The organism is Jiulongibacter sediminis (assembly GCF_001306455.1).
Taxonomy (GTDB): domain Bacteria; phylum Bacteroidota; class Bacteroidia; order Cytophagales; family Spirosomataceae; genus Jiulongibacter; species Jiulongibacter sediminis.
Genome location: NZ_LGTQ01000006.1, coordinates 922,108 through 943,951, shown reverse-complemented (window position 1 = coordinate 943,951; position 21,844 = coordinate 922,108). Strand labels below are relative to the sequence as shown.

Annotated in this window: 22 protein-coding genes; 10 read left to right on the top strand and 12 right to left on the bottom strand. The window is 41.0% G+C overall.

All coding sequences use genetic code 11. The annotated features are described in order from the left end of the window. The first annotated feature begins 40 nt into the window (after window positions 1–40). The gene (locus AFM12_RS09975; RefSeq protein WP_055147423.1) at window positions 41–547 is read left to right on the top strand and encodes a GbsR/MarR family transcriptional regulator; all 507 of its coding nucleotides are present in this window, start codon (window positions 41–43) and stop codon (window positions 545–547) included. A 54-nt stretch (window positions 548–601) separates the two neighbouring features. Beyond that, the gene (locus AFM12_RS09970) at window positions 602–1,435 is read left to right on the top strand and encodes an endonuclease/exonuclease/phosphatase family protein (protein WP_131458288.1); all 834 of its coding nucleotides are present in this window, start codon (window positions 602–604) and stop codon (window positions 1,433–1,435) included. A 1-nt stretch (window position 1,436) separates the two neighbouring features. Here AFM12_RS09970 and AFM12_RS19830 read toward each other — a convergent pair whose 3' ends face one another. From AFM12_RS19830 to AFM12_RS09960, 3 genes are read right to left on the bottom strand one after another with little or no spacing between them, the layout of a single operon-like run. Continuing rightward, complete coding sequence (locus AFM12_RS19830; RefSeq protein WP_165492341.1) at window positions 1,437–1,574, bottom strand: hypothetical protein; 138 nt, start codon at window positions 1,572–1,574, stop codon at window positions 1,437–1,439. Window positions 1,575–1,578: 4 nt separating this feature from the next. Continuing rightward, window positions 1,579–2,085 carry a SixA phosphatase family protein gene (locus AFM12_RS09965; RefSeq protein ID WP_055147417.1) on the bottom strand — a complete coding sequence of 169 codons (507 nt, stop codon included), beginning with the start codon at window positions 2,083–2,085 and terminating at the stop codon, window positions 1,579–1,581. Window positions 2,086–2,117: 32 nt separating this feature from the next. After that, complete coding sequence (locus tag AFM12_RS09960) at window positions 2,118–2,567, bottom strand: CBS domain-containing protein (protein WP_055147929.1); 450 nt, start codon at window positions 2,565–2,567, stop codon at window positions 2,118–2,120. Between the two features lie 98 nt (window positions 2,568–2,665). Between AFM12_RS09960 and AFM12_RS09955 the strand changes: the two genes are divergently transcribed. Beyond that, complete coding sequence (locus AFM12_RS09955; RefSeq protein WP_055147414.1) at window positions 2,666–2,854, top strand: hypothetical protein; 189 nt, start codon at window positions 2,666–2,668, stop codon at window positions 2,852–2,854. Between the two features lie 3 nt (window positions 2,855–2,857). Here AFM12_RS09955 and AFM12_RS09950 read toward each other — a convergent pair whose 3' ends face one another. The 7 genes from AFM12_RS09950 to AFM12_RS09920 are packed head-to-tail and all read right to left on the bottom strand — an operon-like array spanning window position 2,858 to window position 9,657. Continuing rightward, window positions 2,858–3,877 carry an FAD:protein FMN transferase gene (locus AFM12_RS09950; protein WP_157687356.1) on the bottom strand — a complete coding sequence of 340 codons (1,020 nt, stop codon included), beginning with the start codon at window positions 3,875–3,877 and terminating at the stop codon, window positions 2,858–2,860. After that, on the bottom strand, window positions 3,849–5,153 hold the full coding sequence (gene nqrF, locus AFM12_RS09945; protein WP_055147408.1) for an NADH:ubiquinone reductase (Na(+)-transporting) subunit F: 1,305 nt from the start codon (window positions 5,151–5,153) through the stop codon (window positions 3,849–3,851). The genes AFM12_RS09950 and nqrF overlap by 29 nt, the downstream gene beginning before the upstream one ends. An 11-nt stretch (window positions 5,154–5,164) precedes the next feature. Continuing rightward, window positions 5,165–5,779, bottom strand: a complete 615-nt coding sequence (gene nqrE / locus AFM12_RS09940) for an NADH:ubiquinone reductase (Na(+)-transporting) subunit E (protein WP_055147405.1) — start codon at window positions 5,777–5,779, stop codon at window positions 5,165–5,167. A gap of 9 nt (window positions 5,780–5,788) precedes the next feature. Then, a complete protein-coding gene (locus AFM12_RS09935) occupies window positions 5,789–6,451 on the bottom strand; it encodes an NADH:ubiquinone reductase (Na(+)-transporting) subunit D (protein ID WP_055147402.1) in 663 nt (220 codons plus the stop codon). A gap of 1 nt (window position 6,452) precedes the next feature. Next, window positions 6,453–7,160 (bottom strand): NADH:ubiquinone reductase (Na(+)-transporting) subunit C, encoded by a 708-nt coding sequence (gene nqrC, locus AFM12_RS09930; RefSeq protein WP_055147399.1) that lies wholly within the window; start codon window positions 7,158–7,160, stop codon window positions 6,453–6,455. Next, the gene (locus AFM12_RS09925; protein ID WP_055147396.1) at window positions 7,153–8,310 is read right to left on the bottom strand and encodes an NADH:ubiquinone reductase (Na(+)-transporting) subunit B; all 1,158 of its coding nucleotides are present in this window, start codon (window positions 8,308–8,310) and stop codon (window positions 7,153–7,155) included. Before AFM12_RS09925 ends, nqrC begins: the two co-directional genes overlap by 8 nt. A 21-nt stretch (window positions 8,311–8,331) precedes the next feature. After that, complete coding sequence (locus tag AFM12_RS09920; RefSeq protein WP_055147393.1) at window positions 8,332–9,657, bottom strand: Na(+)-translocating NADH-quinone reductase subunit A; 1,326 nt, start codon at window positions 9,655–9,657, stop codon at window positions 8,332–8,334. A 219-nt stretch (window positions 9,658–9,876) separates the two neighbouring features. On the opposite strand from AFM12_RS09920, the gene AFM12_RS09915 reads away from it, so the two are divergent. Further along, complete coding sequence (locus AFM12_RS09915) at window positions 9,877–11,310, top strand: S41 family peptidase (RefSeq protein ID WP_055147390.1); 1,434 nt, start codon at window positions 9,877–9,879, stop codon at window positions 11,308–11,310. Window positions 11,311–11,533: 223 nt separating this feature from the next. Then, window positions 11,534–12,601 carry a branched-chain amino acid aminotransferase gene (locus AFM12_RS09910; protein WP_055147387.1) on the top strand — a complete coding sequence of 356 codons (1,068 nt, stop codon included), beginning with the start codon at window positions 11,534–11,536 and terminating at the stop codon, window positions 12,599–12,601. A 56-nt stretch (window positions 12,602–12,657) separates the two neighbouring features. Here AFM12_RS09910 and AFM12_RS09905 read toward each other — a convergent pair whose 3' ends face one another. After that, window positions 12,658–13,731: a BamA/TamA family outer membrane protein gene (locus AFM12_RS09905; protein WP_055147384.1), complete on the bottom strand. Its 1,074-nt coding sequence runs from the start codon at window positions 13,729–13,731 to the stop codon at window positions 12,658–12,660. Between the two features lie 207 nt (window positions 13,732–13,938). Between AFM12_RS09905 and recJ the strand changes: the two genes are divergently transcribed. The 5 genes from recJ (at window position 13,939) to AFM12_RS09880 (ending at window position 19,378) form a co-directional block, all read left to right on the top strand. Next, window positions 13,939–15,663 (top strand): single-stranded-DNA-specific exonuclease RecJ, encoded by a 1,725-nt coding sequence (recJ, locus tag AFM12_RS09900; protein WP_055147381.1) that lies wholly within the window; start codon window positions 13,939–13,941, stop codon window positions 15,661–15,663. Between the two features lie 82 nt (window positions 15,664–15,745). Further along, a complete protein-coding gene (locus AFM12_RS09895; protein WP_055147927.1) occupies window positions 15,746–16,018 on the top strand; it encodes a nucleotidyltransferase family protein in 273 nt (90 codons plus the stop codon). After that, entirely contained in the window at window positions 16,011–16,346 is a 336-nt protein-coding gene (locus AFM12_RS09890) for a HepT-like ribonuclease domain-containing protein (RefSeq protein WP_055147378.1), read from the top strand. Before AFM12_RS09895 ends, AFM12_RS09890 begins: the two co-directional genes overlap by 8 nt. Then, window positions 16,343–17,080 (top strand): LPS export ABC transporter ATP-binding protein, encoded by a 738-nt coding sequence (gene lptB / locus AFM12_RS09885; protein WP_055147375.1) that lies wholly within the window; start codon window positions 16,343–16,345, stop codon window positions 17,078–17,080. The genes AFM12_RS09890 and lptB overlap by 4 nt, the downstream gene beginning before the upstream one ends. Before the next feature lie 69 nt (window positions 17,081–17,149). Further along, window positions 17,150–19,378 (top strand): amino acid permease, encoded by a 2,229-nt coding sequence (locus tag AFM12_RS09880; RefSeq protein WP_055147372.1) that lies wholly within the window; start codon window positions 17,150–17,152, stop codon window positions 19,376–19,378. Window positions 19,379–19,418: 40 nt separating this feature from the next. Here AFM12_RS09880 and AFM12_RS09875 read toward each other — a convergent pair whose 3' ends face one another. Then, window positions 19,419–21,821, bottom strand: a complete 2,403-nt coding sequence (locus tag AFM12_RS09875; RefSeq protein ID WP_055147370.1) for a TonB-dependent receptor domain-containing protein — start codon at window positions 21,819–21,821, stop codon at window positions 19,419–19,421. Between the last annotated feature and the right edge of the window lie 23 nt (window positions 21,822–21,844).

Here is a 21,844-nt window from a genome sequence, read left to right as displayed (position 1 = left end):
ATCTTACGTGCATACCAAAAAGAATTAGTCAAACCATTCTATGGAATTACAAGAAGCGAAGGATAAGTTTATCCATACATGGGGTACCCTTGCCACACAGTGGGGGATTAACCGTACCATGTCGCAGATACATGCCCTTCTGTTACTTTCTCCGCAGGCTCTAAACGCCGACCAGATCATGGCCGAGTTACAGATTTCGCGTGGAAATGTAAACATGAACCTGCGTGACCTTATGAGTTGGGGACTTATTTTCAAGCAATTGTTGCCGGGAGAGAGAAAGGAGTATTTCGTAGCAGAGAAAGATATCTGGAAAGTGGCTCGTCAAATTGCCAAGGAAAGAAAAAGAAGAGAAATAGAGCCTATTTTAGGCACAATGGACGATATCAAGAAAGAGCTGAAAGGAGATACTGAAGAAAAGAAAGAAGTTTTGAGAATTATTGACGAAATAAGTCATGTCACAGAGTTCGCTGATAGCACGATGGACTCCATTCTCAAAGCAGAGGAAAATTGGTTACTTACCAATTTTTTGAAATTGTTTAAAAATTAATTTTTGGGGTTTAATATTCAAACCGTAATTTCAATTGAAATTACGGTTTTTTTTATGTCCATAAGACTCATCTCTTTCGTGCTGACCTTATTATCGGCACCTGCATTTTCTCAATCAGAGTTTAATGCCATGACCTTCAACATTCGGTACAATAACCCCGGAGACGGTATAAATCAATGGGATAACCGAAAACATCTGGTGGCTCAAACCATTCAATATTATGAAGCTGATTTTGTAGGTCTTCAGGAGGCTACTAAAGTTCAGGTCGAGTATCTGGCAAATCAATTATCTGAATTTGAATGGAAAGGAGTTGGTCGTGATGACGGAAAAGAAGGAGGAGAGTACTCGCCTTTGTTTTTTAGAAAAGACAAATTTGACCTATTGAACTGGAAGACTCTCTGGTTATCAGAAACACCTGGTGAACCCTCCAAAAGCTGGGACGCGGCCTTACCCCGGATCGCTACTTTTGCCTGGTTAAAAAGTAAAGACGACGGGCGGAAAATTCTGGTAATAAACACCCATTATGATCATATGGGAGTAAAGGCCAGAGAGAATAGTTCAGCTCTTCTCATTAGGGAGATTAACCAAATTAAAGAAGACCTTCCGGTTATTTTGATGGGTGACTTTAACAGTACACCAGAGAAAAAAACGATTCAAATGATAACCGAAGGTGGGCTTTTTAACACTCAATACATAAGTAAGCAACCACATTACGGCCCCTTCTACACTTTTAACGGCTTTAAAGAAAAAGAGCAACCAGACACCAACATCGACCACATTTTTGTCACCCCCAATATTGAGGTCTTAAAACACGCAAGTTTATCAAATACCTGGGAAGGTAGATTTGCCTCAGATCACTACGCAGTTATTGCAAAAATCAAAATCTAATCTATTCAGGGAGGGCTCTTTCCAGTTGTTTGTCCTTATTCCACGGAGCCGAGGTTTGGCGGCTCATGTCGTAAAGGAAGTAGAGAACAATTGCTACAAAAACGATAAAGACAATCTTAAAGATATTGTTTTTTTTCATGTGACTAGTTCAAATCAGCTACATCAATTCGATTAACCAAAGAACCGGTATTCCCTGAGATTTCGTTCCATTCTAACCCTTCGAACTCCAATTGAATCACAGAAGCTTTCTTCATAGAGCCCTGAATATCATCTCTGGTTAGATACTCAGCAAAAAAGGTAATATCAGGATTATGGCCAAATATAGCCGCAGAAGACACGGCAGAACTTATAGAATTAATTCCAGCCAAATAGCTTTTTGGACCACCTCCATATAAGTTCTCATCGGTTTGAATAAGGCTTTGGTCTTTACCAAACTGCTCTAAAATAACTTTAGCCGTTTCAAAGGCACGAACAGCCGGACTGCTCAAATAAAAGTCGATAGATATTTTCTGAGTTTTGAAGTATTGACCCAGTTTTGCGGATTGCATAATTCCTTTTGATGTCAGCCGACGATCAAAATCTTTAAACATTCTTACATTCCCGAGATCTTCAGCATGAGCATGCCGAACGATATATAAGGTTTTCTTCATAATAAAAGCTTTACGCAAAGATACGTAACGCCTTAGCCGGCAATCGAGCCAGAAATGTAATTTTCGAGAAAATTAATATGCTGACGCTGCTCTTTAATAAGTGCGGTCACAATATCCCTTATACTCAAAACACCCTTTACTATTCCTTCGTTATCAATTACAGGCAAGTGACGTATGCCATTTGAGTTCATTTTACCCATACAATCCCGTATACCCTCATCTGGCTGAACAGTAAAAACGTTTGCGGTCATTACTTCGGTCATCGGAGTGCTTTTAGCTTTACGGCCTTTAATGATCCCTTTTCTTGCGTAATCTCTTTCTGTAAAAATGCCTGCAAGACGTTCACCATCCATAACCAAGACCGCCCCTACACCATACTGTTCCATTATCTCTAATGCTTCAATAACAGTAGTTTCAGGCTGTACCTGAACTATCTCTTTCAGGTCTTTATTTTTGAGAATTGCGTCAACTTTTGTCTCCATAATCTTGTTGTCTTGGTAAGGCTGAATCAAATTAAACAAATCCCTGAAAAAGACAAAGCTTTAAAGATTTGTTCATATAAAATATCTAAATTTAGGTCATGAAATTACTCATCATAACACTAGCTGTCGTCCTCTTCGCATTCTTACTTTTCAGTGTGAGACTTCTATTTGTTAAGAACGGAGAATTCAAAGGCACCTGTGCTAATAATAACCCTATGCTTCAAAAAGAAGGAGCTGTGTGTGGAGCCTGTGGAAGAACTGTAGGTGAGGCCTGTGAAAACAGTTAATTATCACTCAGCCATAATTTCTTCAAAGCCGGGAGAATATGACACTCTCAGTTCACCTTTCTCTTCAGAAATACACTGAATCAATAAGCCCTTTTTTCGAGCAAAGTCAATGGCCTTCTCTTCTCCAAGAACCATAAACATTGTAGCATAACCATCAGCCTCCATTGCAGTAGCAGCTATAACCGAAACACTCAGCATTTGATGATCAACAGGCTTACCGGTTTTGGGATCTATGGTGTGGCTGTATTTCTTTCCATCCAATTCAACAAATTTCCTGTAACTACCCGAAGTGGCCAAAGCAGAATTATCAAGATTCACTATAGTCTGAAGCTCGTTTGTTTCGGCACCAGAATTAAAAATAGGCTTTTCAATTCCCACTTTCCAGCTGTTCCCAGTAGCATTATGCCCTTTAGACCTCAATTCTCCGCCAACTTCAATCAAATAATCAGTGGCATTGAGCGATTCAAGGTACTCTGCAATAACATCCACGGTGTAACCCTGTGCGATGGCATTAAAATCAATTTCGGCTTTCGTATTTGATTTGTAAAGGATATTGCCCTTAAGTTGAAATTGGTTTAAACCAATAAGCTCTTTCAAACTATCAATTTTCGTTTCTGTAGGCAGCGGCAAATCTTTCTTTCTCGCCAGCCCCCAAGCACTGAGTAGAGGCCCCACTGTTGGGTCAAAAGCCCCTTTGCTTTGGTGAAATAATTCCTGTGACTTAAGAAAAACGTTTATAAAATGAGAATCAACGGGTATGGAATCCGAAGAGGAGTTAACTTGGGAAATAAGAGACTCCTCCACCCACAAAGACATACTTTGATCAATGGCCTCAAACAGACTATCGATTGAATTAGAGACATCAACCTTTTCTGGGGTAGAATAGATTATTTTGAAGGTAGTTCCCTGAGCCTGGCCAGTAATCTGTTCATACTTATTTTCAGAAGTATGACAGGAAAATAACCATACAAATATGGAAAGTACGGAAAAGGCCTTAACCACCGAAGTCGTCAAAAGAGACATTTTCATCAGGTATACCCCAATCCTCAGCCATTTTAATGACAGACTGGTTCATCATTGGAGGTCCGCAGAAATACAGTTCAATATCTTCAGGAGCCTCATGCTTGCTCAGGTATTCATCAATCACAACATTGTGAACAAAACCCTTAAAACCGTCACCTTCGGGATCATTTATATCCTTTTTCAAAGTCCAGTTATCCTCTGGTTGTGGATTATCGAGAGCCACAAAGAACTTGAAGTTTGGAAACTGCTTCTCAATCTCCTTGAACTCATTCACATAGAAAAGTTCTCTTCGTGTTCTACCACCATAGAAGAAAGTAACCTTACGCTTGGTTTTTAAAGTATGAAATAGGTGGAACAAATGAGATCGCATCGGAGCCATACCGGCACCACCACCGATATACAGCATTTCTGCTTCGGTTTCTTTAATAAAGAACTCACCATAAGGGCCTGAAATAGTAACCTTATCGCCTGGTTTTCTACTAAAAATATAAGAGGAGCAAATTCCCGGATTTACATCCATCCAGGTATTCTTATCCCTATCCCAAGGTGGTGTGGCAATACGAATCGTCAATTTGATTCTGTTACCCTCTGCCGGGTGATTCGCCATTGAGTAAGCTCTGAAAACTTCCTCATCGTTCACCATTTTCAAAGGCCAAAGGTTGAATTTATCCCACTCGGTTTTAAACTTATCCGGAGTTTCATGATACTCGGGGTGAGCAGTAATGTCAATGTCTTTGTACTCAACAGTTGTCTTCGGTACATCAATCTGAATATATCCACCAGCTTCAAAATCTAAGGTTTCTCCTTCAGGAAGTTTCACATCAAACTCCTTAATAAAGGAGGCCACGTTATAATTAGAAACCACCTCGCATTCCCATTTTTTAACACCAAATACTTCATCAGGAATCCTGATTTCCATATCCTCCTTCACCTTGACCTGACAGGCCAAACGTTGATTATCAGCTACCTCTCTTCTATTCAAGTGGTTTGTTTCGGTTGGCAAGGCCTCTCCGCCACCGCTGAAAACCTGACAACGGCACATGGCACAGGTTCCGCCACCACCACAGGCTGAGGCCAGGAAAAGATCATTGGCTCCTAAAACATTGAGAAGCGTATCTCCGGGTTTCACAGTCAAGGCATTTTCTTTGTCTCCATTGATCACAATATTGACATCATCCTGAGGAAGCAATTTTGCTTTTGCGGTGATAATTAAGAAAACAAAGAGTAGTACAACGAGAATAAAAACAACGATACTACTTAGAAGAATAGGTAACATAAATAGCTTATTTACAATTTAATACCTGAAAAACTTAAGAATGCAATGGCCATCAAACCAGTTACGATCATCGCGATACCAAGGCCCTGAAGTGCAGGTGGCACTTTAGAATACTGCAAGCGTTCTCTTATCGCCGCCAGCAATACAATTGCCAGAAAGAAACCTATGCCGGTTCCTAAGGAGAAAACAGCTGTCTCAGCAAAGTTATACTCTCTCTCCTGCATGAAAAGGGAAGCTCCCAAGATGGAGCAGTTCACCGTAATCAAGGGAAGGAAAATGCCCAAAGCACTGTACAGAGAGGGAGCAAACTTCTCTACTACCATTTCTACCAACTGAACCGCACCGGCAATAGTAGAAATAAACAGAATGAAAGACAGGAAAGTAAGGTCTACATCAGCAAGTGAAGGGTGAATCCAAGCTAACGCTCCTTCTCCCAGCATGTATTTTAAAATGACATAGTTCAAAGGAGTGGTTAATAGCATCACAAATACTACCGCCAAACCCAAACCAAAGGCTGTCTTGATTTTTTTAGAAACCGCCAAAAAAGAGCACATTCCCAGGAAGAATGCGAAAACAGCATTTTCAACGAAAATCGACTTTATAAAAAGACTTAATAAGTGTTCCATAGCTAACTCTTAAGAAACGTTCACAAGTTTTTGATTTCTGCTTCTTTGCACCCAGATGTAAATACCAATCAGGAACAAGGCCGCAGGAGGTAATACCATCAGTCCATTATTGACATATCCATGATCATAGAACCATTGAGGAATCACCTTAAAACCAAGTACTGACCCTGCTCCAAAGAGCTCTCTGAAGAATGCAACTGCCACTAGAATGATACCATAACCGATTCCATTACCCACACCATCGAGGAAAGCAGGCCATGGTTTTTGACCCAGTGCAAACGCTTCAAGGCGTCCCATAATAATACAGTTAGTAATAATCAGACCCACAAAAACAGATAGCTTTTTACTTACGTCAAACATATAAGCTTTCAGCACCTGATCAACAATAGTCACCAAGGTAGCTACGACAATTAGCTGAACGATAATTCTTACACGAGTTGGGATGGACTTCCTCAGCATACTCACAATAAGATTCGAAAAAGCACTCACAAAAATCACCCCTAAAGACATGATTAATGCAGGCTTCACCTGAACCGTAACTGCCAAAGCGGAGCAAATACCCAGAACCTGAACCGTTACCGGATTATTATCATCCAGAGGGTCTTTAATAACCTGTAAATTCTTTTTGGAGAATAATGGCTCTTTCTTTTCTTTTTCTACTACTTCTGCCATTTTAGTTTGATTTTAGTTTTTCAAAATATGTAAGGTAGGGCTTCACACAATTAGCTATCATCTCATCCACTCCGTTCGAAGTAATAGTACCTCCGGAAATCGCATCCACTCTGTTTTCAGAGTCAATGTCCGCCTTTTGAGTTGCCTTCATAACGTTGACAGAGACAAACTCTCCTTCATCGTTATAGATCATTTTACCTTCAAACTGTTGTTGAAAAGGCGTTTCAGCAATTTCAGCACCTAAGCCTGGTGTTTCTCCTTTATGATCAAAGAATGCACCCTTCACCGTATTAAAGTCATCCTTCACCGAAATATAGCCCCAGATCGGCCCCCACAAGCCAACACCTCTCAGCGGAATCACATAAGACTTATTCCCATCCTCTGCAGTATAAACGTAGAGTGGAAGGTTTCTCTCAGAGGGCTCTTTGGCCACTTCTTTCTTCATGTCCACATCATCAACGTTAAGATTCTCCTGAATTTCACCTGCACTATTCAGAACCATTTCTTCTACCGAAGAATTGTATTGAGACTCAACGACTTCACGCTCTTCTGAATTAACGAGAACAGATTTCAGAATGTTCTTCTTATTATCGAGAGCTACATTGGCTTCCTGCAAAGGTTTCAGGTTTTCAGACGTCAGCACCAGGATAATAGCGGTAACGATAGAAATACCAATGGCGTACAAAAATGTATATCTGTTATTATGCATGCTTCAATCTCTTTTTGATATGCTGCTCTACCACCATGTGGTCAATTAACGGAGCAAAAACATTGAATAATAAAATACTCAGCATCATCCCTTCCGGATACGCCGGATTAAACACTCGCAAAATCACGGTAAATGCTCCAATGAGTAATCCATAAATCCATTTACCCTTTTGAGTATGAGCGGCGGTAACAGGGTCCGTCGCCATAAAAACGGCACCAAACGCAAAACTACCAATGAGCAGATGGTTTAAAGCCGGCATGTGCATAGAGTGACTAAGGTTATCTGCCGGTGCAAGAGCATTCATTAAAAGACCCATTAAATAACCACCAAGAAATACCGAAAGAATAATTCTCCAGCTTCCTACACCACTAATAATGAGAAATGCAGCCCCTATTAGAATCATAAAGACCGAGGTTTCTCCAATAGAGCCCTGTTCAAAACCCCAGAATAAATCTGAGACAGATTGAATAGCAGTGTAATCTGTATCAAATACCGCAAGATTGGTAGCACCCGAGTAGGCGTCAACTACAGTCTTACCAGCCTCAGGGGACAGATCCGTCCAAACTTCACCAGACATAAAGGCCGGGAAGGCAAAAAACAGAAAAGCTCTTGCCAGAAGGGCAGGATTCATAAAGTTAAAACCGGTACCCCCGAAAATTTCCTTACCCAAAAGAGTACAGAAGACAGCACCCAAAGCCACCATCCATAACGGAATGGTTACCGGCATTGTCAAAGGTATGAGCATACCTGTTACTAAATAGCCTTCACTGATTGGATGACCCTTTATGACACCGAAAATAAACTCAACTCCCAGACCGACAGCGTAAGAAACCACCACGATGGGCAGAACTTTGATGGCACCGAAAATAAATTTATCGAGGTGAGTAGTCTCCATTCCAAAAGCCAGATAATGCTGGTGACCTACATTCCACATCCCAAAAAGAAGACATGGAATCATGGCAAAAATCACCGTCATCATTGTACGCTTCATGTCCATAGCATCCCGAACATGCACGCCATTTTTGGTAGTAGTATCCGGAACAAACATTAAAGTTTCAAAGGCATCATACGCCGGATGCCATTTTTCCAGCTTCCCCCCTTTTTCAAATTGAGGCTTCACTGAATCCAACAGATTACGAATAAATTTCACTTAGTAATACAGTTTATATTTTTATCCTTCTTCTTCCAGCAGGTCTAATCCCTCTCTTAAAATTTGTTGTACATCGATCTTTGAAGTACATACAAACTCACAAAGAGCCAGATCTTCTTCCGCAAGTTCATGAATCCCCAAGGCCTCCATGCGTTCAATATCTTTTGCCATAATTGACTTTAATAGTTGAACTGGCATGATGTTCATGGGCAATACTTTCTCGTATTGCCCAGACACCACGAAAGCCCTTTCTTCGCCATGAGTATTGGTATCCAGATCGTACTTCTTCTTTGGCATAAGCCATGAGAAAAACGTTCTGGAAAGGCTAAGCTTTGAGGTTGATGGCAACAGCCATCCCAGAAATTCCGAATGGGCTCCTTCCGGAATTACTGTTAGTTGTGAGATATAAAAAGACAGAAAATCTTCTGCGTGAGAAGTGTCTCCGGTGAGAACATTTCCCTGAATATACCTGACATCTTCATCACTAATGCCTTCAAAAACGGGCTTCAAAGATTGCCCGATTTTCAATTTCAAATATTTTGGATCTTTGACCTCTGAGCCAGTCAAAGCTATTATTCGCTCCGGGTGATATTGCCCATCTGTAAAAAACTTACCAAGTAAAATCACATCCTGAGCATCAAGGTGCCATACCAAATCTCCTGGCCTTACCGGGGAAATATGGTGAATCTGTACACCCACATTGCCAGCCGGATGCGGACCACTGAATGTATGAACATCACCAACATTCACAGAGAGCGAGCTCTCAGCATGCTTCCCAATATTCAATTTTCCTTCTGAAAGAATATTTAAAACTTCTAAGCCCTTATCGAAACCAGCCTGATCCTGAGATATCACAAAATCTAGATCAGGAGCAAGCGGAGCCGAATTGAATGTTGAAACAAAAATTGCTTTAGGTTGATCTTCTGGACTAGCAATTTTAGCAAAAGGTCGCTGTTTAAAAACAGACCAAAGGTTCCCTTTGAGAATAGCCTCTTTAATGGATGACGGGGTCAGATCAGAAGGCAGACTAACCGAACTGGACTTCTGCTCTTTATCAGCGAGGATTCGTATTTCTAAGACTACTCTTTTGGCACCTCTTACTATTTCTACCACTTCTCCACTAACAGGCGAAGGAAAATTAATGTCAGGTCGCTTTTTATCATAAAAAAGACTATCGCCCACAAGTACCTCCGAACCCACCTTAACAGTTAGCTTGGGAGTGACACCGAGATAGTCTGGTGGTTTGACAGCAAAAATTTCTGAGGCGGGAATTTCTTGAATTTCTTTAGCGGCTTCTCCAACAAGCTGAATATCAAAGCCTTTTTTCAGGCGGAAAGATTTACCCATAAAATCCGTTTTTATCCTATTTTAAGATCAATTATTGAGGACCTCTCGCAAAGTTATATTTTTTCATGATATAGCAAAATTAAAGACCTCCTTTGCTACTAAATTTAAAGAAATTATCGACGCATTGGAAGAGCTTTACACATTCTATACTTTAAGGCACCAAAAAAAGCCTCAGAACGTTTTAAATTTGCGCAGTTGGGTAAAAAAATAAAATAAGTTATGAACAAAGCTTTGAGGTTAACATCCTATCTAACCATTTTGATCCTTGGTCTTTCTTCATGTAAACTGAAAGACATTCTTCCGATAAATCAGGAGCCGGAGACCTTTGACGATACAGACGTTAACAATTGGATTTATTCAGAAATGAAAGACCATTATCTCTGGGAGAGTGATATGGTCGATGTTACCCAAACAAACCTGGCTTTGGACCCTGAACAGTACTTTGAATCAATTCTGGTAAAGCCGGGAGAAATAGATCGCTTTTCCTGGATCCAGACCAGTGCTGAAGAACTTCAGGCTTCATTAAATGGAATTTCCACCACTTTTGGCTTAAAAACTAAACCGTTTTATATGAACTCCGCCAGAGACCGCGTGGCCTTCCATGTAGTGCATTCTCTAAAAACAAGTTCGGCTGAAAAGGCCGGTATTAAGCGTGGAGATTTTATTACTAAGGTTAATGGCGTCAACATTACGGTCAGCAATTATCAATCGGCATTAAGTCCTGAAACCGTTACTGTCACTCTTGGATCCTACTCAAACGGAGAAATTATTGATGGAGAAACTGCAGTAGAAATCACGAAAGAAGTTACCAAAAGAGATGCTCTTCAGTTTGATACTATTCTGGAAATTGGAGATAAAAAAATAGGCTACTTTGTTTACACCCAGTTTTTGACAGATAACGACAGCGACCTGAATATGATGTTTGGTCGTTTCAAGTCGGCTGGTATAAATGAGCTCGTTGTTGATTTGCGGGATAATCCGGGTGGCTATATCTCTTCAGCTGAACTGTTAAGTTCATTGATCGTAAAAAACCTTGACGAAAAAAACCTGATGGTACGGCAGGTTTGGAACAGCAAACAAACAGCCCTTTATACTCAGAAATACGGCAATGATGTGTTTGACACTTATTTTTTCAAATCAAAATCCGGATTAGGAACGATCAATAATCCGGGTACTTTGGAAAGGGTCTACTTTATTGTAACTCCCGGTTCTGCTTCTTCCAGTGAGCAATTGATCAATAATCTAAAACCCTACATGGATGTGATTCTGGTAGGAGGCCATACCTATGGCAAAAATGTCGGTTCAATTACTATTGCAGATAGTGAAAAAAGATGGGAATGGGGCATGCAGCCCATTGTGTTAAAGTCTGTAAACGCAAACGGTGAATCTGATTTCGGAACCAAACTTGGATTTCTGCCTGATATTGAAGTTGAAGACAATTTTCTTCCTTACAAGAGCTACGGTGACCCGGATGAAACCATGCTTCACGCCGCTTTACAGGATATTGTGGGCGAAACAGCCTTGGCAAAACTTCGTAAATCCCAAAAGGTTAAACCTTCTGTAAAGTTTGAGTCATTGAGCATTGAGGCTATTAGCGATAATGCTGTTCTAGACCGTAAAGACATGTTTATCACGAAGTTCCCGGGCGAATAAACCCGAAAAAAGGATTTTACCGCATCATCTGTTTGGGTGCCTAGTCAAAATCATTTCAGAACCGTAAAAAAAGATTTTAGTTGTCTTGACAACTAAAATCTTTAAAAGTCTTGATAGTCTGAAATTTATTCTCAAAAATTGCGGACAGAATCAATGCGAAAACCGACCTTTGGTTAACCAGATTGGTTCAATATTTGGGTACATATTATAAAACATTTCAATTATGGTAGCAGAAGCCATCGATTTCAAGATCAACAAAGTAGCAGAAAGCAGGGTAAATCAGCTTGACCCTGAGAACATTGTATTCGGAACCCTCTTTACCGATCACATGCTGGTGGCAGACTGCGTCAATGGAGAGTGGCAAACTCCCGAGATTCTACCTTACGGCGATATTGCCTATAACCCTGCATTAGCCTCGTTGCATTATGGTCAATCTATCTTTGAAGGAATGAAAGCTTTCAGAAATGTAGATGACGAAGTGGTGATGTTCAGGCCTGAGGAGAACTTTAAAAGATTCAACATTTCTGCTGAAAGAATGTGTATGGCTCAGGTGCCCGAAGAGATTTTTATGGGCGGTCTTCAGAAACTTCTTGAACTGGATAATGCCTGGGTACCGGATGGAGAAAATAACTCCCTTTACCTTAGACCTTTCATGTTTGCGTCTGACGTTTACCTCGGAGTAAGACCTTCATTTAACTATCGCTTCATGATTATCATGAGCCCGGCAGGTCAATATTATGCTAATCCTCCTAAGGTGAAGATAGAAACCCAGTTTATCAGAGCGGCAGAAGGAGGAGTTGGTTACGCTAAGTGTGCAGGCAACTATGCTGCTTCTTTATACCCGGCTAAACTGGCTCAGGAGCAGGGTTACACTCAGTTATTATGGACTGATGCTAAAACTCATACAAAATTTGAAGAGTCTGGTACGATGAATGTGTTCTTTGTCAAAGACGGCAAATTAATCACGCCAAAGACAAGCACAACCATCTTGAAAGGTATCACCCGCGATTCATTGATCACCATTGCACGTGACAAAGGATATGAAGTAACCGAGCAGGATGTTTTCGTAAAAGACATCATTGAAGGCATCAAAGACGGATCAGTGACTGAAGTGTTCGGTGCTGGTACAGCTGTTGTGGTTTCCCCTTTCTCAGCTATTGGCTATGAAGGAGAAGATTACGTTCTTCCAGAAATTAATTCTGATTCGGTTTCAAGTGTTTTAAAGAAAGGCCTGAATGATGTAAGAAAAGGTATTTCAGCTGATACTCATGGCTGGGTTTATAAAGTATAAACCTTAGTCATCAATTATTTCAAAGCCCCGACAGTTAAACCTTCGGGGCTTTTTGTTTAAAATGCCTCTCCGACTGTAGCATAAAAATTACCTTCACCATAGGGCGAAAGGCCATAATCAAGCCTTAGGTTTAGTTTATTTTTGGTGGCTATTCTAAGGCCGGCACCGTACGTAAATTTCGGTAGGTTTAAACGGAGAAATGACTGATTATCCCCAAGAAATCCCATTGAACCGAAACCCGTCAGGCCTATAAATTTCCAGACGTTCCACCGCAATTCGGCCTGAAGAAGTGAGGCATTCTGGTCCCGGAAAAAGCCCTGATAAATACCCCTCATTTTTTTGGGCCCACCCAACTGTGCCAATTGAGAAAATGGCACTTCGTTTCCGAAGGAAAAAACATTATAAAAGTTGCTGGCCAGCACAAGTCGTTTGCCCAAAGATTGATACTGAGAGATATCTAGCGTGGCCTGTGAAAAGTTACGGTCTGCCCCTAAAATCTTCAATGATGGCAAAAAACTCACTTCTCCAAAAACACCCTTGGTTGGATAAAAAACCTGATCTCGCGTATCGATTAGGAAAGCTGGGCCTAAAGCAGAGGTACGACTGTAGTCGGAGCCACTTATGGTTTTGTTAGCCAGTTCACCGCCTTCGGCTTGATTGAAGACATCATAAGCTTCAAAATTAATCCTTAAACCTGCATAAATATTCTCATTCAATTGTCGACTTGCCAAAAGTTTCACTCGGGGAAACCTGACATCATAACGTTCCTCAGGAACTCGGTTTTCACCTACTCCATAATAGAAAAAGTTATATTTAAACCAGCCGATATCAGCGTTCAGGTAGTATTTATTATTCGCGAAAAAAACCTGAAAAGGCAGAAATGCAAGAATTTGTTTGTTTTGGGTATACGTCAAACCAACAGAGGCCTGAGATGGCTTAGCCCAGCTGCTGTCTTTCCCCCACGACCAGCTACTGGTAGCCGCTACTCCTCCGCCCCAGCCCGTCTCAGGAAAACGAAAAACCACCGGTAAAGCGATTAAAGATTTATCCCTGATAAGTGGAATACTGTCTGTCTTCTGAGCAATATTCACCAAAGGGAAAAGAAGGAGAAGGATTATTTTTCTGACCATAAACTTAATACGAAAATGGTACAAATAGGGATGTATAAAAAAAAGTGGATGCCCTGCGGGCACCCACCTCTGCATTTGACAAATTTAGCGAACTACTCTCCTTCTAAAGAGGAGAGTAACTTGCTATTCGAATCTAATAATTCGATTATTGCCTGTTCTGATTGTAAAGGGTCAAAATCTATGCCATTGTTTTGTTAATTTTGAGTCATGGTAGAAAAACGCTGGAACCTACTCGCACAACCCACTGAAACCTCTGACAAAGAAGACATAACTAACCTTTGCCATGAGTTAAATATTAGCCCCGAATTGGCCACCCTCTTATGGCAAAGAGGGGTTACTAATTTTGATGAGGCCAAAACTTTTTTCAGACCGGAGCTGGAGCAATTACATGACCCTTTTTTGATGAAAGACATGGACATTGCTTTGCAACGATTAGAGAAAGCCATTGAACAAAAGGAAACAATCATCATTTATGGCGATTACGATGTAGATGGTACCACTGCAGTAGCTCTGGTCTACGGCTTTCTCTCAAAGTTTTACGACAATCTTCACTACTATAACCCGGACAGGTACAAAGAAGGATACGGCATATCAAAACTCGGTATTGACTGGGCGAAAGAACAGGGAGCATCGTTGATTATTGCTCTTGATTGTGGAATCAAATCGATTGAGAATATTACCTATGCAAAACAAATAGGTATAGACTTTATAGTTTGCGATCATCATGAGCCGGGAGAAATATTGCCCGATGCTATTGCTGTTCTTGACCCGAAAAGAAAGGACTGTGCTTACCCGTTTAAAGAACTTACAGGTAACGGGGTAGGTTTCAAATTGCTGACAGCGTTTTGTCTTAAAAGAGATATTCCATTAGAAGAATTATTTGAGATCATTGACTTGGCAATGGTCAGTATTGCCTCTGATATTGTCCCAATTGTCGGTGAAAACCGAATTTTAGCTCATTACGGTCTCAAAAAACTCAATACCAACCCCAGAGTAAGCTTGAAAGCTTTAAAAGAGGTTTCGGGCTTTCAGGGCGAAATGAGCATAGAGAGCGTCGTATTCACCATTGGCCCAAGAATTAACGCTGCCGGCCGGATAAAACATGCCAAAGCTGCTGTACAATTACTACTCTCAGAAAATTACGAGGAGGCTGTAGATTTTGCATACGAAATTCAGAATCATAACACGGAGCGAAAAACACATGATAGTCAGATAACCGCAGAAGCTCTTGAAATGATCAGGGCTGATGATTGGCTATTAACTCAGGCAAAAAGTACCGTTCTTTTCAAGGAGGATTGGCATAAGGGAGTAATTGGAATTGTGGCTTCCCGGTGCATTGAACACTATTACAGACCTACTGTCATTTTTACGAAAACCAAAGAAGGTTTTGCTGCCGGCTCTGCCCGCTCGGTTGTTGGATTTAATCTTTATCAGGCTATAGAATCCTGCTCGCACCTTCTTGAGCAATTTGGTGGCCATAGGCATGCGGCAGGCATGACGATTTCTATTGAGCAAATTGAACCTTTCCGGAAAGCTTTTGACGAGGCGGTAGTCGCTAATATTTCTGATGAGCTTTTGGTTCCACAGATTGACATAGACATTGAACTAAAACTTGAGGATATCACAGAAAAGTTTTACCGGATTATGAAGCAGATGGGACCCTTTGGGCCGAAAAACATGCAACCGGTTTTTATGACGAGAAAACTATCGCTTGCGGCTACACCAAGAATCCTCAAAGAAAAGCACCTAAAATTAGAGCTTTTAGAAAAGGAAAGCGGTGTTACCATGACCGCTCTGGGTTTCAATATGCGAGACAATTTCTATGATAAGCTTTTGAATACAGATGAATTTCAAGCGGTTTATTCGCTGGAGCAAAATACATTCAGAGGTCAAACCAGCCTTCAGCTTTTCTTAAAAGACCTTAAGTTTTAGTCTAAAACACAGCATCTGAGGAAAATCAGATTAATTTTGTGGAGTTATGATTTCCAACCTCATCACAAAAAATAAGAATCGGATGATTGAGATTCTTCGCTCTATGCAAGTGAAGAGTGCCTATCTTTTTGGCTCAGTTCTTACTGAAAATTTTGATCAGGACAGCGATATAGATATCCTTATTTCATTTGATGAAAATCTTGATCCTTTGACCTACGGCGATAATTATTTTTCGCTGATTGACCAATTGGAAAGTCTTTTAGGTAGAAGGGTAGATTTGACAACTGAAAAGAGCCTTTCAAACCCTTATTTTATCAAAGAATTAAACAATACCAAGGTGTCACTGTATGAGTGATAAGGAGAAAAAATATCTGAGTGATATCCTTTCGTCTATCCGCTATATTGACTTACACTTAGACGGCAAACGCGATTTCAGTGTACTGGAAAACGATTTTACGGTGAAAAGAGCCATTGAGAGAGAGCTGGAAATTATTGGAGAAGCCACCAATCAACTCCTTAAACTGAATCCTGAAATTGAAATTTCATCGGGAAGAAAGATCGTTGATACCCGAAACAGGATTATTCATTCTTACGACGCTGTTGATGAAAACATTATCTGGAGAATTATTATCAGAGATATTCCGGTATTGGAAAAAGAGGTCAAAGAACTTTTAAACACATGATTCTAAAAACAGAAAACCTTGTCAAAAAGTATGGTCAGCGAAAAGTCAATGATCAGGTAAGCTATCAGGTAGAGCAGGGAGAAATTGTGGGTTTGCTCGGGCCAAATGGTGCCGGTAAAACTACTTCGTTTTACATGGCAGTGGGTCTGGTAACGCCAAACTCAGGAAAAGTGTGGCTTGATGATAAAGACATCACAGATTTACCCATGTACAAGAGAGCTAAACTAGGCGTGGGTTACCTGGCTCAGGAGGCCTCAGTTTTCAGAGATTTGACGGTGGAAGAAAATATTATCGGAGTTTTGGAATTGGCCAAAAAAGGTCTTTCAAAAGCTGAGCGTAAAGAAAAGGTAGAAGAGCTGCTTGAGGAGTTCTCACTTACCCACGTGCGTAAAAACAAAGGAATTGTGCTTTCAGGCGGAGAGAGGCGACGAACAGAAATCGCCCGTGCCCTGGCCGTTGACCCAAAATTCATTTTGCTTGATGAGCCTTTTGCGGGTGTCGACCCCATAGCTGTGGAGGAGATTCAATCCATTGTAGCAAAACTAAAACACCGGAATATTGGAATTCTGATTACCGATCATAATGTGAACGAGACTCTCTCCATCACAGATAGAGCCTATTTGCTTTTTGAGGGGCGAATACTCAAACATGGTACTGCGGAAGATCTTGCCGCCGACGAAATGGTACGTCGCGTCTATCTCGGCAAACACTTTGAACTCAAGCGTAAAATCTGATTCATTTCGGCCTTTTTCAAGATTTCCTTTCAAAATCCTTACTTTTGAAATCCTTCGAATCAGAACCCTATGCCCGAAAATCAAAATAAGTTTGGCACTACGCCGGTTTTCTTTACGGCTATTTCTACCATTTTAGGTGCAATTCTCTTTCTTCGTTTTGGCTTTTCAGTGGGCACAGTGGGCCTTGGCGGTACTATCCTTATTGTCATTATTGGCCACGCGGTTACCATCCCTACGGCTATGGCACTCTCTGAAATTGCTACTAATTTTAAGGTAGAAGGGGGAGGGGCATATTATATCATTTCCCGTTCGTTCGGTTTGGTGATTGGGGCTACTATTGGCATTGCCCTTTACCTTTCTCAGGCCATTAGCGTTGCTTTTTATATCATCGCCTTTACAGAAGCATTTAACCCTGTTTTCGACTGGCTCTTTGCACATTATGATTTTGTTCCGTGGGCAGATTGGCTTCTGAGACAAAGTCAAACTATCGCCATTCCTGCTCTTTTCTTGTTGACATCGATTGTCCTTACCAAAGGAGCCAAACTGGGGCTTCAAACCCTCTATTGGGTGGTGGCCATTCTTACGGTTTCATTGATAGCCTTTTTTGCGGGTAAGCCTATTGAAATTTCACCTGCAACGGTAATTCCCGAAGTCCCGGAGGTTTCGATGTTCACTGTTTTTGCTATCATTTTCCCGGCCTTTACAGGGATTATTGCAGGACTTGGCCTTTCTGGTGATTTAAAAGACCCTGGTAAATCTATTCCACTTGGTACTCTTACGGCCACCATTTTTGGGATGGTTATTTACATCCTGATCGCCATTAAGCTTTACTTTGCTGCACCTGCTGGTATTTTGGCGGATACACATGATTTGGCCATGGCCAAAATTGCCATTCAGGGCGAATGGCTAATCCCCTTGGGGCTGGCTGCGGCAACTATCTCTTCGGCTATCGGCTCAATACTTGTAGCTCCAAGAACGCTTCAGGCCATGGCGAAAGACAATGTTTTTCCGGTAGGTGGAGTTAATAAGCTGCTCGCATCAGGCCGTGGTAAAAGCGATGAACCATTTAATGCCTATGTTATAACAGTAGTTATTGCCTTGTTCTTCATTCTTCTTGGCAAACTGGATGCTGTTGCTGAAATTATTTCCATGTTCTTCATGGTAACTTACGGATCCCTCTGCCTAATATCCTTTATGCAACATTTTGCAGCAGATCCATCGTATCGCCCGAGGTTTAAGTCAAAATGGTATATCAGCCTTTTCGGTGCAGTATCTTGCTTCGGACTCATGTTTTTCATGAATTCCGGCTATGCATTTGTTTCCATTTTTGTCATTCTGGGCATTTACTTTTCTTTGAACTTTGTCAACTCCGACAAGAAGAACATCGCCGTGATTTTTCAGGGAGTGATGTATCAATTATCCAGAAAAATTCATGTTTTCCTTCAAAAGGCGGAAAAAGAAGACAATAAAAGTTGGAGACCCTCCGCTGTATTTTTGAGCTCAAATACGTTTAAAAGATTAGATGCTTTCAACCTCAATCGCTGGATTGCCTACAAATATGGTTTTGGAACTTACATTCATCATATTGACGGATACCTTTCAAAACGAACGAACCAGGACGCCCGAAAAATTAAGGATCGAATCATCAAAATGGCCAGAGCCACTAAGAGCGAGGTCTATATTGACACTCTTATCAATACCAATTTTGAAAGCTCTATTTCTCAGGTGGTACAGTTACCAAGTATCTCAGGTACAGAAAATAACCTTCTCATTTTTGACCATTCACGGGATAATCCCGAGGAAATAGAGACTATTGTTGAGAACTTTAAGCTAATTCAGGCAGCTAATTTTGACATTGGCATTCTTTCTACCTCTGAAATGCAATATGGCCTGTTGAGGCAAATTCATGTCTGGCTTACACCAAAAGACTATGAAAATGCCAATCTGATGATTTTGCTAGCCTATGTAATTTCCGCCCATCCTGATTGGAAAGACGGTGTAATCAAAGTCTTTTCGGTTTTCCCAAATGACAACCTTGGAAAAGAAAAAGAGAAGATGCGAAATCTAATTTCGGCCGGACAGCTACCAATTTCCATGAATAATGTGGAATTTATCAATCGCGATGAGAGCCAGGATTCAAAAAGTATTATCAAAAAATACTCTGCCGAAGCTGATTTGATTATCGCAGGTTTCCTCAGTGAAGCCTTAAAGAAATTTGGTACTGACGTTTTTGCGGGCTACGAAGGTTTATGCAATATCCTTTTTGTGAATACGGAGGAAGGGAAGAGGATAAAGTAACTCAATGTGCAATTAGAGCATCCAATCGAAATTACAAGTATTAAAGCCTAATCTCCAAGGTCAAATAAAATCCGCGTCCATCTGATGGAATAATACCAGGACCCGGATAGGCCTCAGCCCTTCGGGTGAAGTACATTTCATTTAGCAAATTATTGATGCTTCCCTCGAGTGTTAAATATTTCCAATTGTATTTGGCTGAAAGATCCATCACCTGATAAGAAGGAATTACGCCTTCTACCGCCGTAGAGGTTCTAATTGCATTCGTAGCATCTGTAAAATGTTTCGAAATATAATTCCACTGCAACGAACTTGAGAATCCGCCATTTTTATAACTCAATCCGGTACGAAGCATCACCGGGGGCACCATTTCTACCTGCTTCCCGGCAATACTGGTTTCTTCTGTATTTATATATCTGGCATTTACATAAGCCCCATTGATATACCATGAAAATGAGGACAAAGACTTTGCTCTCTTCCATTTTAAGAAATCCATTTCAGCAAATGCCTCTACTCCGATGTTACGGGCATCGGCAACATTGGTCCTAAATCGGTAATCAAGATATAATGGGGGTTGATCAGCCTGCAAAACCTGCCCTATACGACCATTATAAGCAACATAAAATAGAGTCAGGTCATAGCTCAAAAAGTCTCCTTTACGGCCTCTGAAACCTAAGTCAGCTGTAAAACCTTTTTCGTCCTGAATGTCCGGATCCACCGAAAAGTTTGGGTTTACAATCCGTAAATCAGAGAAATTTATGGCCCGGTAATTTTGGGAGACATTGGCATAAATCTCTGATTCCTCAGAGGGTCTGAAAGAACTTCCAATACCTGTGATGAGAAAAGAACGGTTTCGCTCAAGCCTTTCGTCTTGCCTTTTATCTGAGATTAAATTGCCCGCAAAATCAAATATCCTTTGACGATAATAGCCTTCTGAGCGGGTTTGAATCACTTCAAAGCGAAGCCCAGGTGTAATACTGAACCGATCAGAAAGGTTGAAAATATTTTCGGCGAAAACAGACATATTGGTATTCGGAAAACGAAAATCTGAATTCTCGGGATACTCCGGATTAAGGAGACTAAAATCAGCATCATCTCCATCAGAAGCTTCTCCCTGACGGGCAGAAGTATTTCCCTGATAATAGCGTGTTCCAATCAAAAAGGCTCCATATTGTTTTCCAAGATTATAGCGACTCAAAAGGCGGGTCTCATTTCCGATATTTTCAAATTTACCCGCTATCAAGGTTCTGTTTCCACCAAAATCAGCAACATTAATACGCTCAAGATTACCCACGGCAGCACGACCGGCATCCAGCACAAAAGTCCGGGAATTCAACCTTGTTTTTGAACTCAGTTTCCAATCAAATGTTAACGCAGCCAAGTTCCAGTTCACATCAAACCAGTTTCTTGCCCGAACAGATTGACGTGGATTTTGGGCAAAGAGTGCGTCCGTCAATCCGCCAGGCTGCTGTGCTGTATAATTGCTGTGTGTATAGTTGAATTCCGTTTTAAACGCTTCTGAGAATTGATAAGTCAAATCGACATAAAAGTTATCCTGTTCAAAGCCCGAATTAGGCCTCCATCCTTCGCCCTGTTTGTGTTGATAAAACGTGTAATAATTCAGCTTCCCGACGGTACCTCCCAAACTATTGAAAGAACCAAGAAATTTCCAGCTACCCGCTGTTTGCCGACTTGTGAGCTCAACTTTTTTGTCCGCAGCACCCTTTTTAAAAACAAAGTTTAGCATACCGCCAAACTGCGTCCCATATTGAAGACTTGAGGCTCCACGAATCACCTCTATTTTTTGTAGGGCCTCAGTGGGTGGGGTATAGTAATTCTCAGGATAACCTAAAGCATCTGCAGATATATCATATCCATTTTGACGGGTATTGAAATTGGCAGTACGGTTTGGACTCAGCCCACGTCCACCAATGCCCAGCTGAAGACCTGCTCCGTCACTTTCCCAAATATTCAAACCGGTAATTTTGGCATAGACCTGACGTGCATTATTGGTGGAAAGATTGGCCGAGATATCCTTTAATAAAATGACTTCTGACTTTTTACTTTCATAAATTGAGGTACCCTCAATGGCCTTTAAATGCGTTTTGCCAAAATCATTATCGGCTTTCGCCTTAACCACTACAGTTTCTAATTTCTGATTATCGTCTTTAAGCTCTATTAGTAGTGAGCTATCGAAATCTTCCGGTAGAACAGAAACCGTTTTCTCTACTTTACCCAATTGTCTGAAAACCAAAATCGCTTTCTCTCGTTTTAGATTTGAGATTGAGAATTCGCCATCTGGCCCACTAAAAACCACCTCTGCCGTCTGATCATTAGATATGATCACATCAGGCAAAGCCATCTGGGTTTCCTGCGAAACTACTTTGCCACTTAGCTGGGCAAATGTGCCAAAGGGTAGTAGTATAAATAAGATTAAGTTTCTCATTCCTGATTTTGAGGCCACAAAGA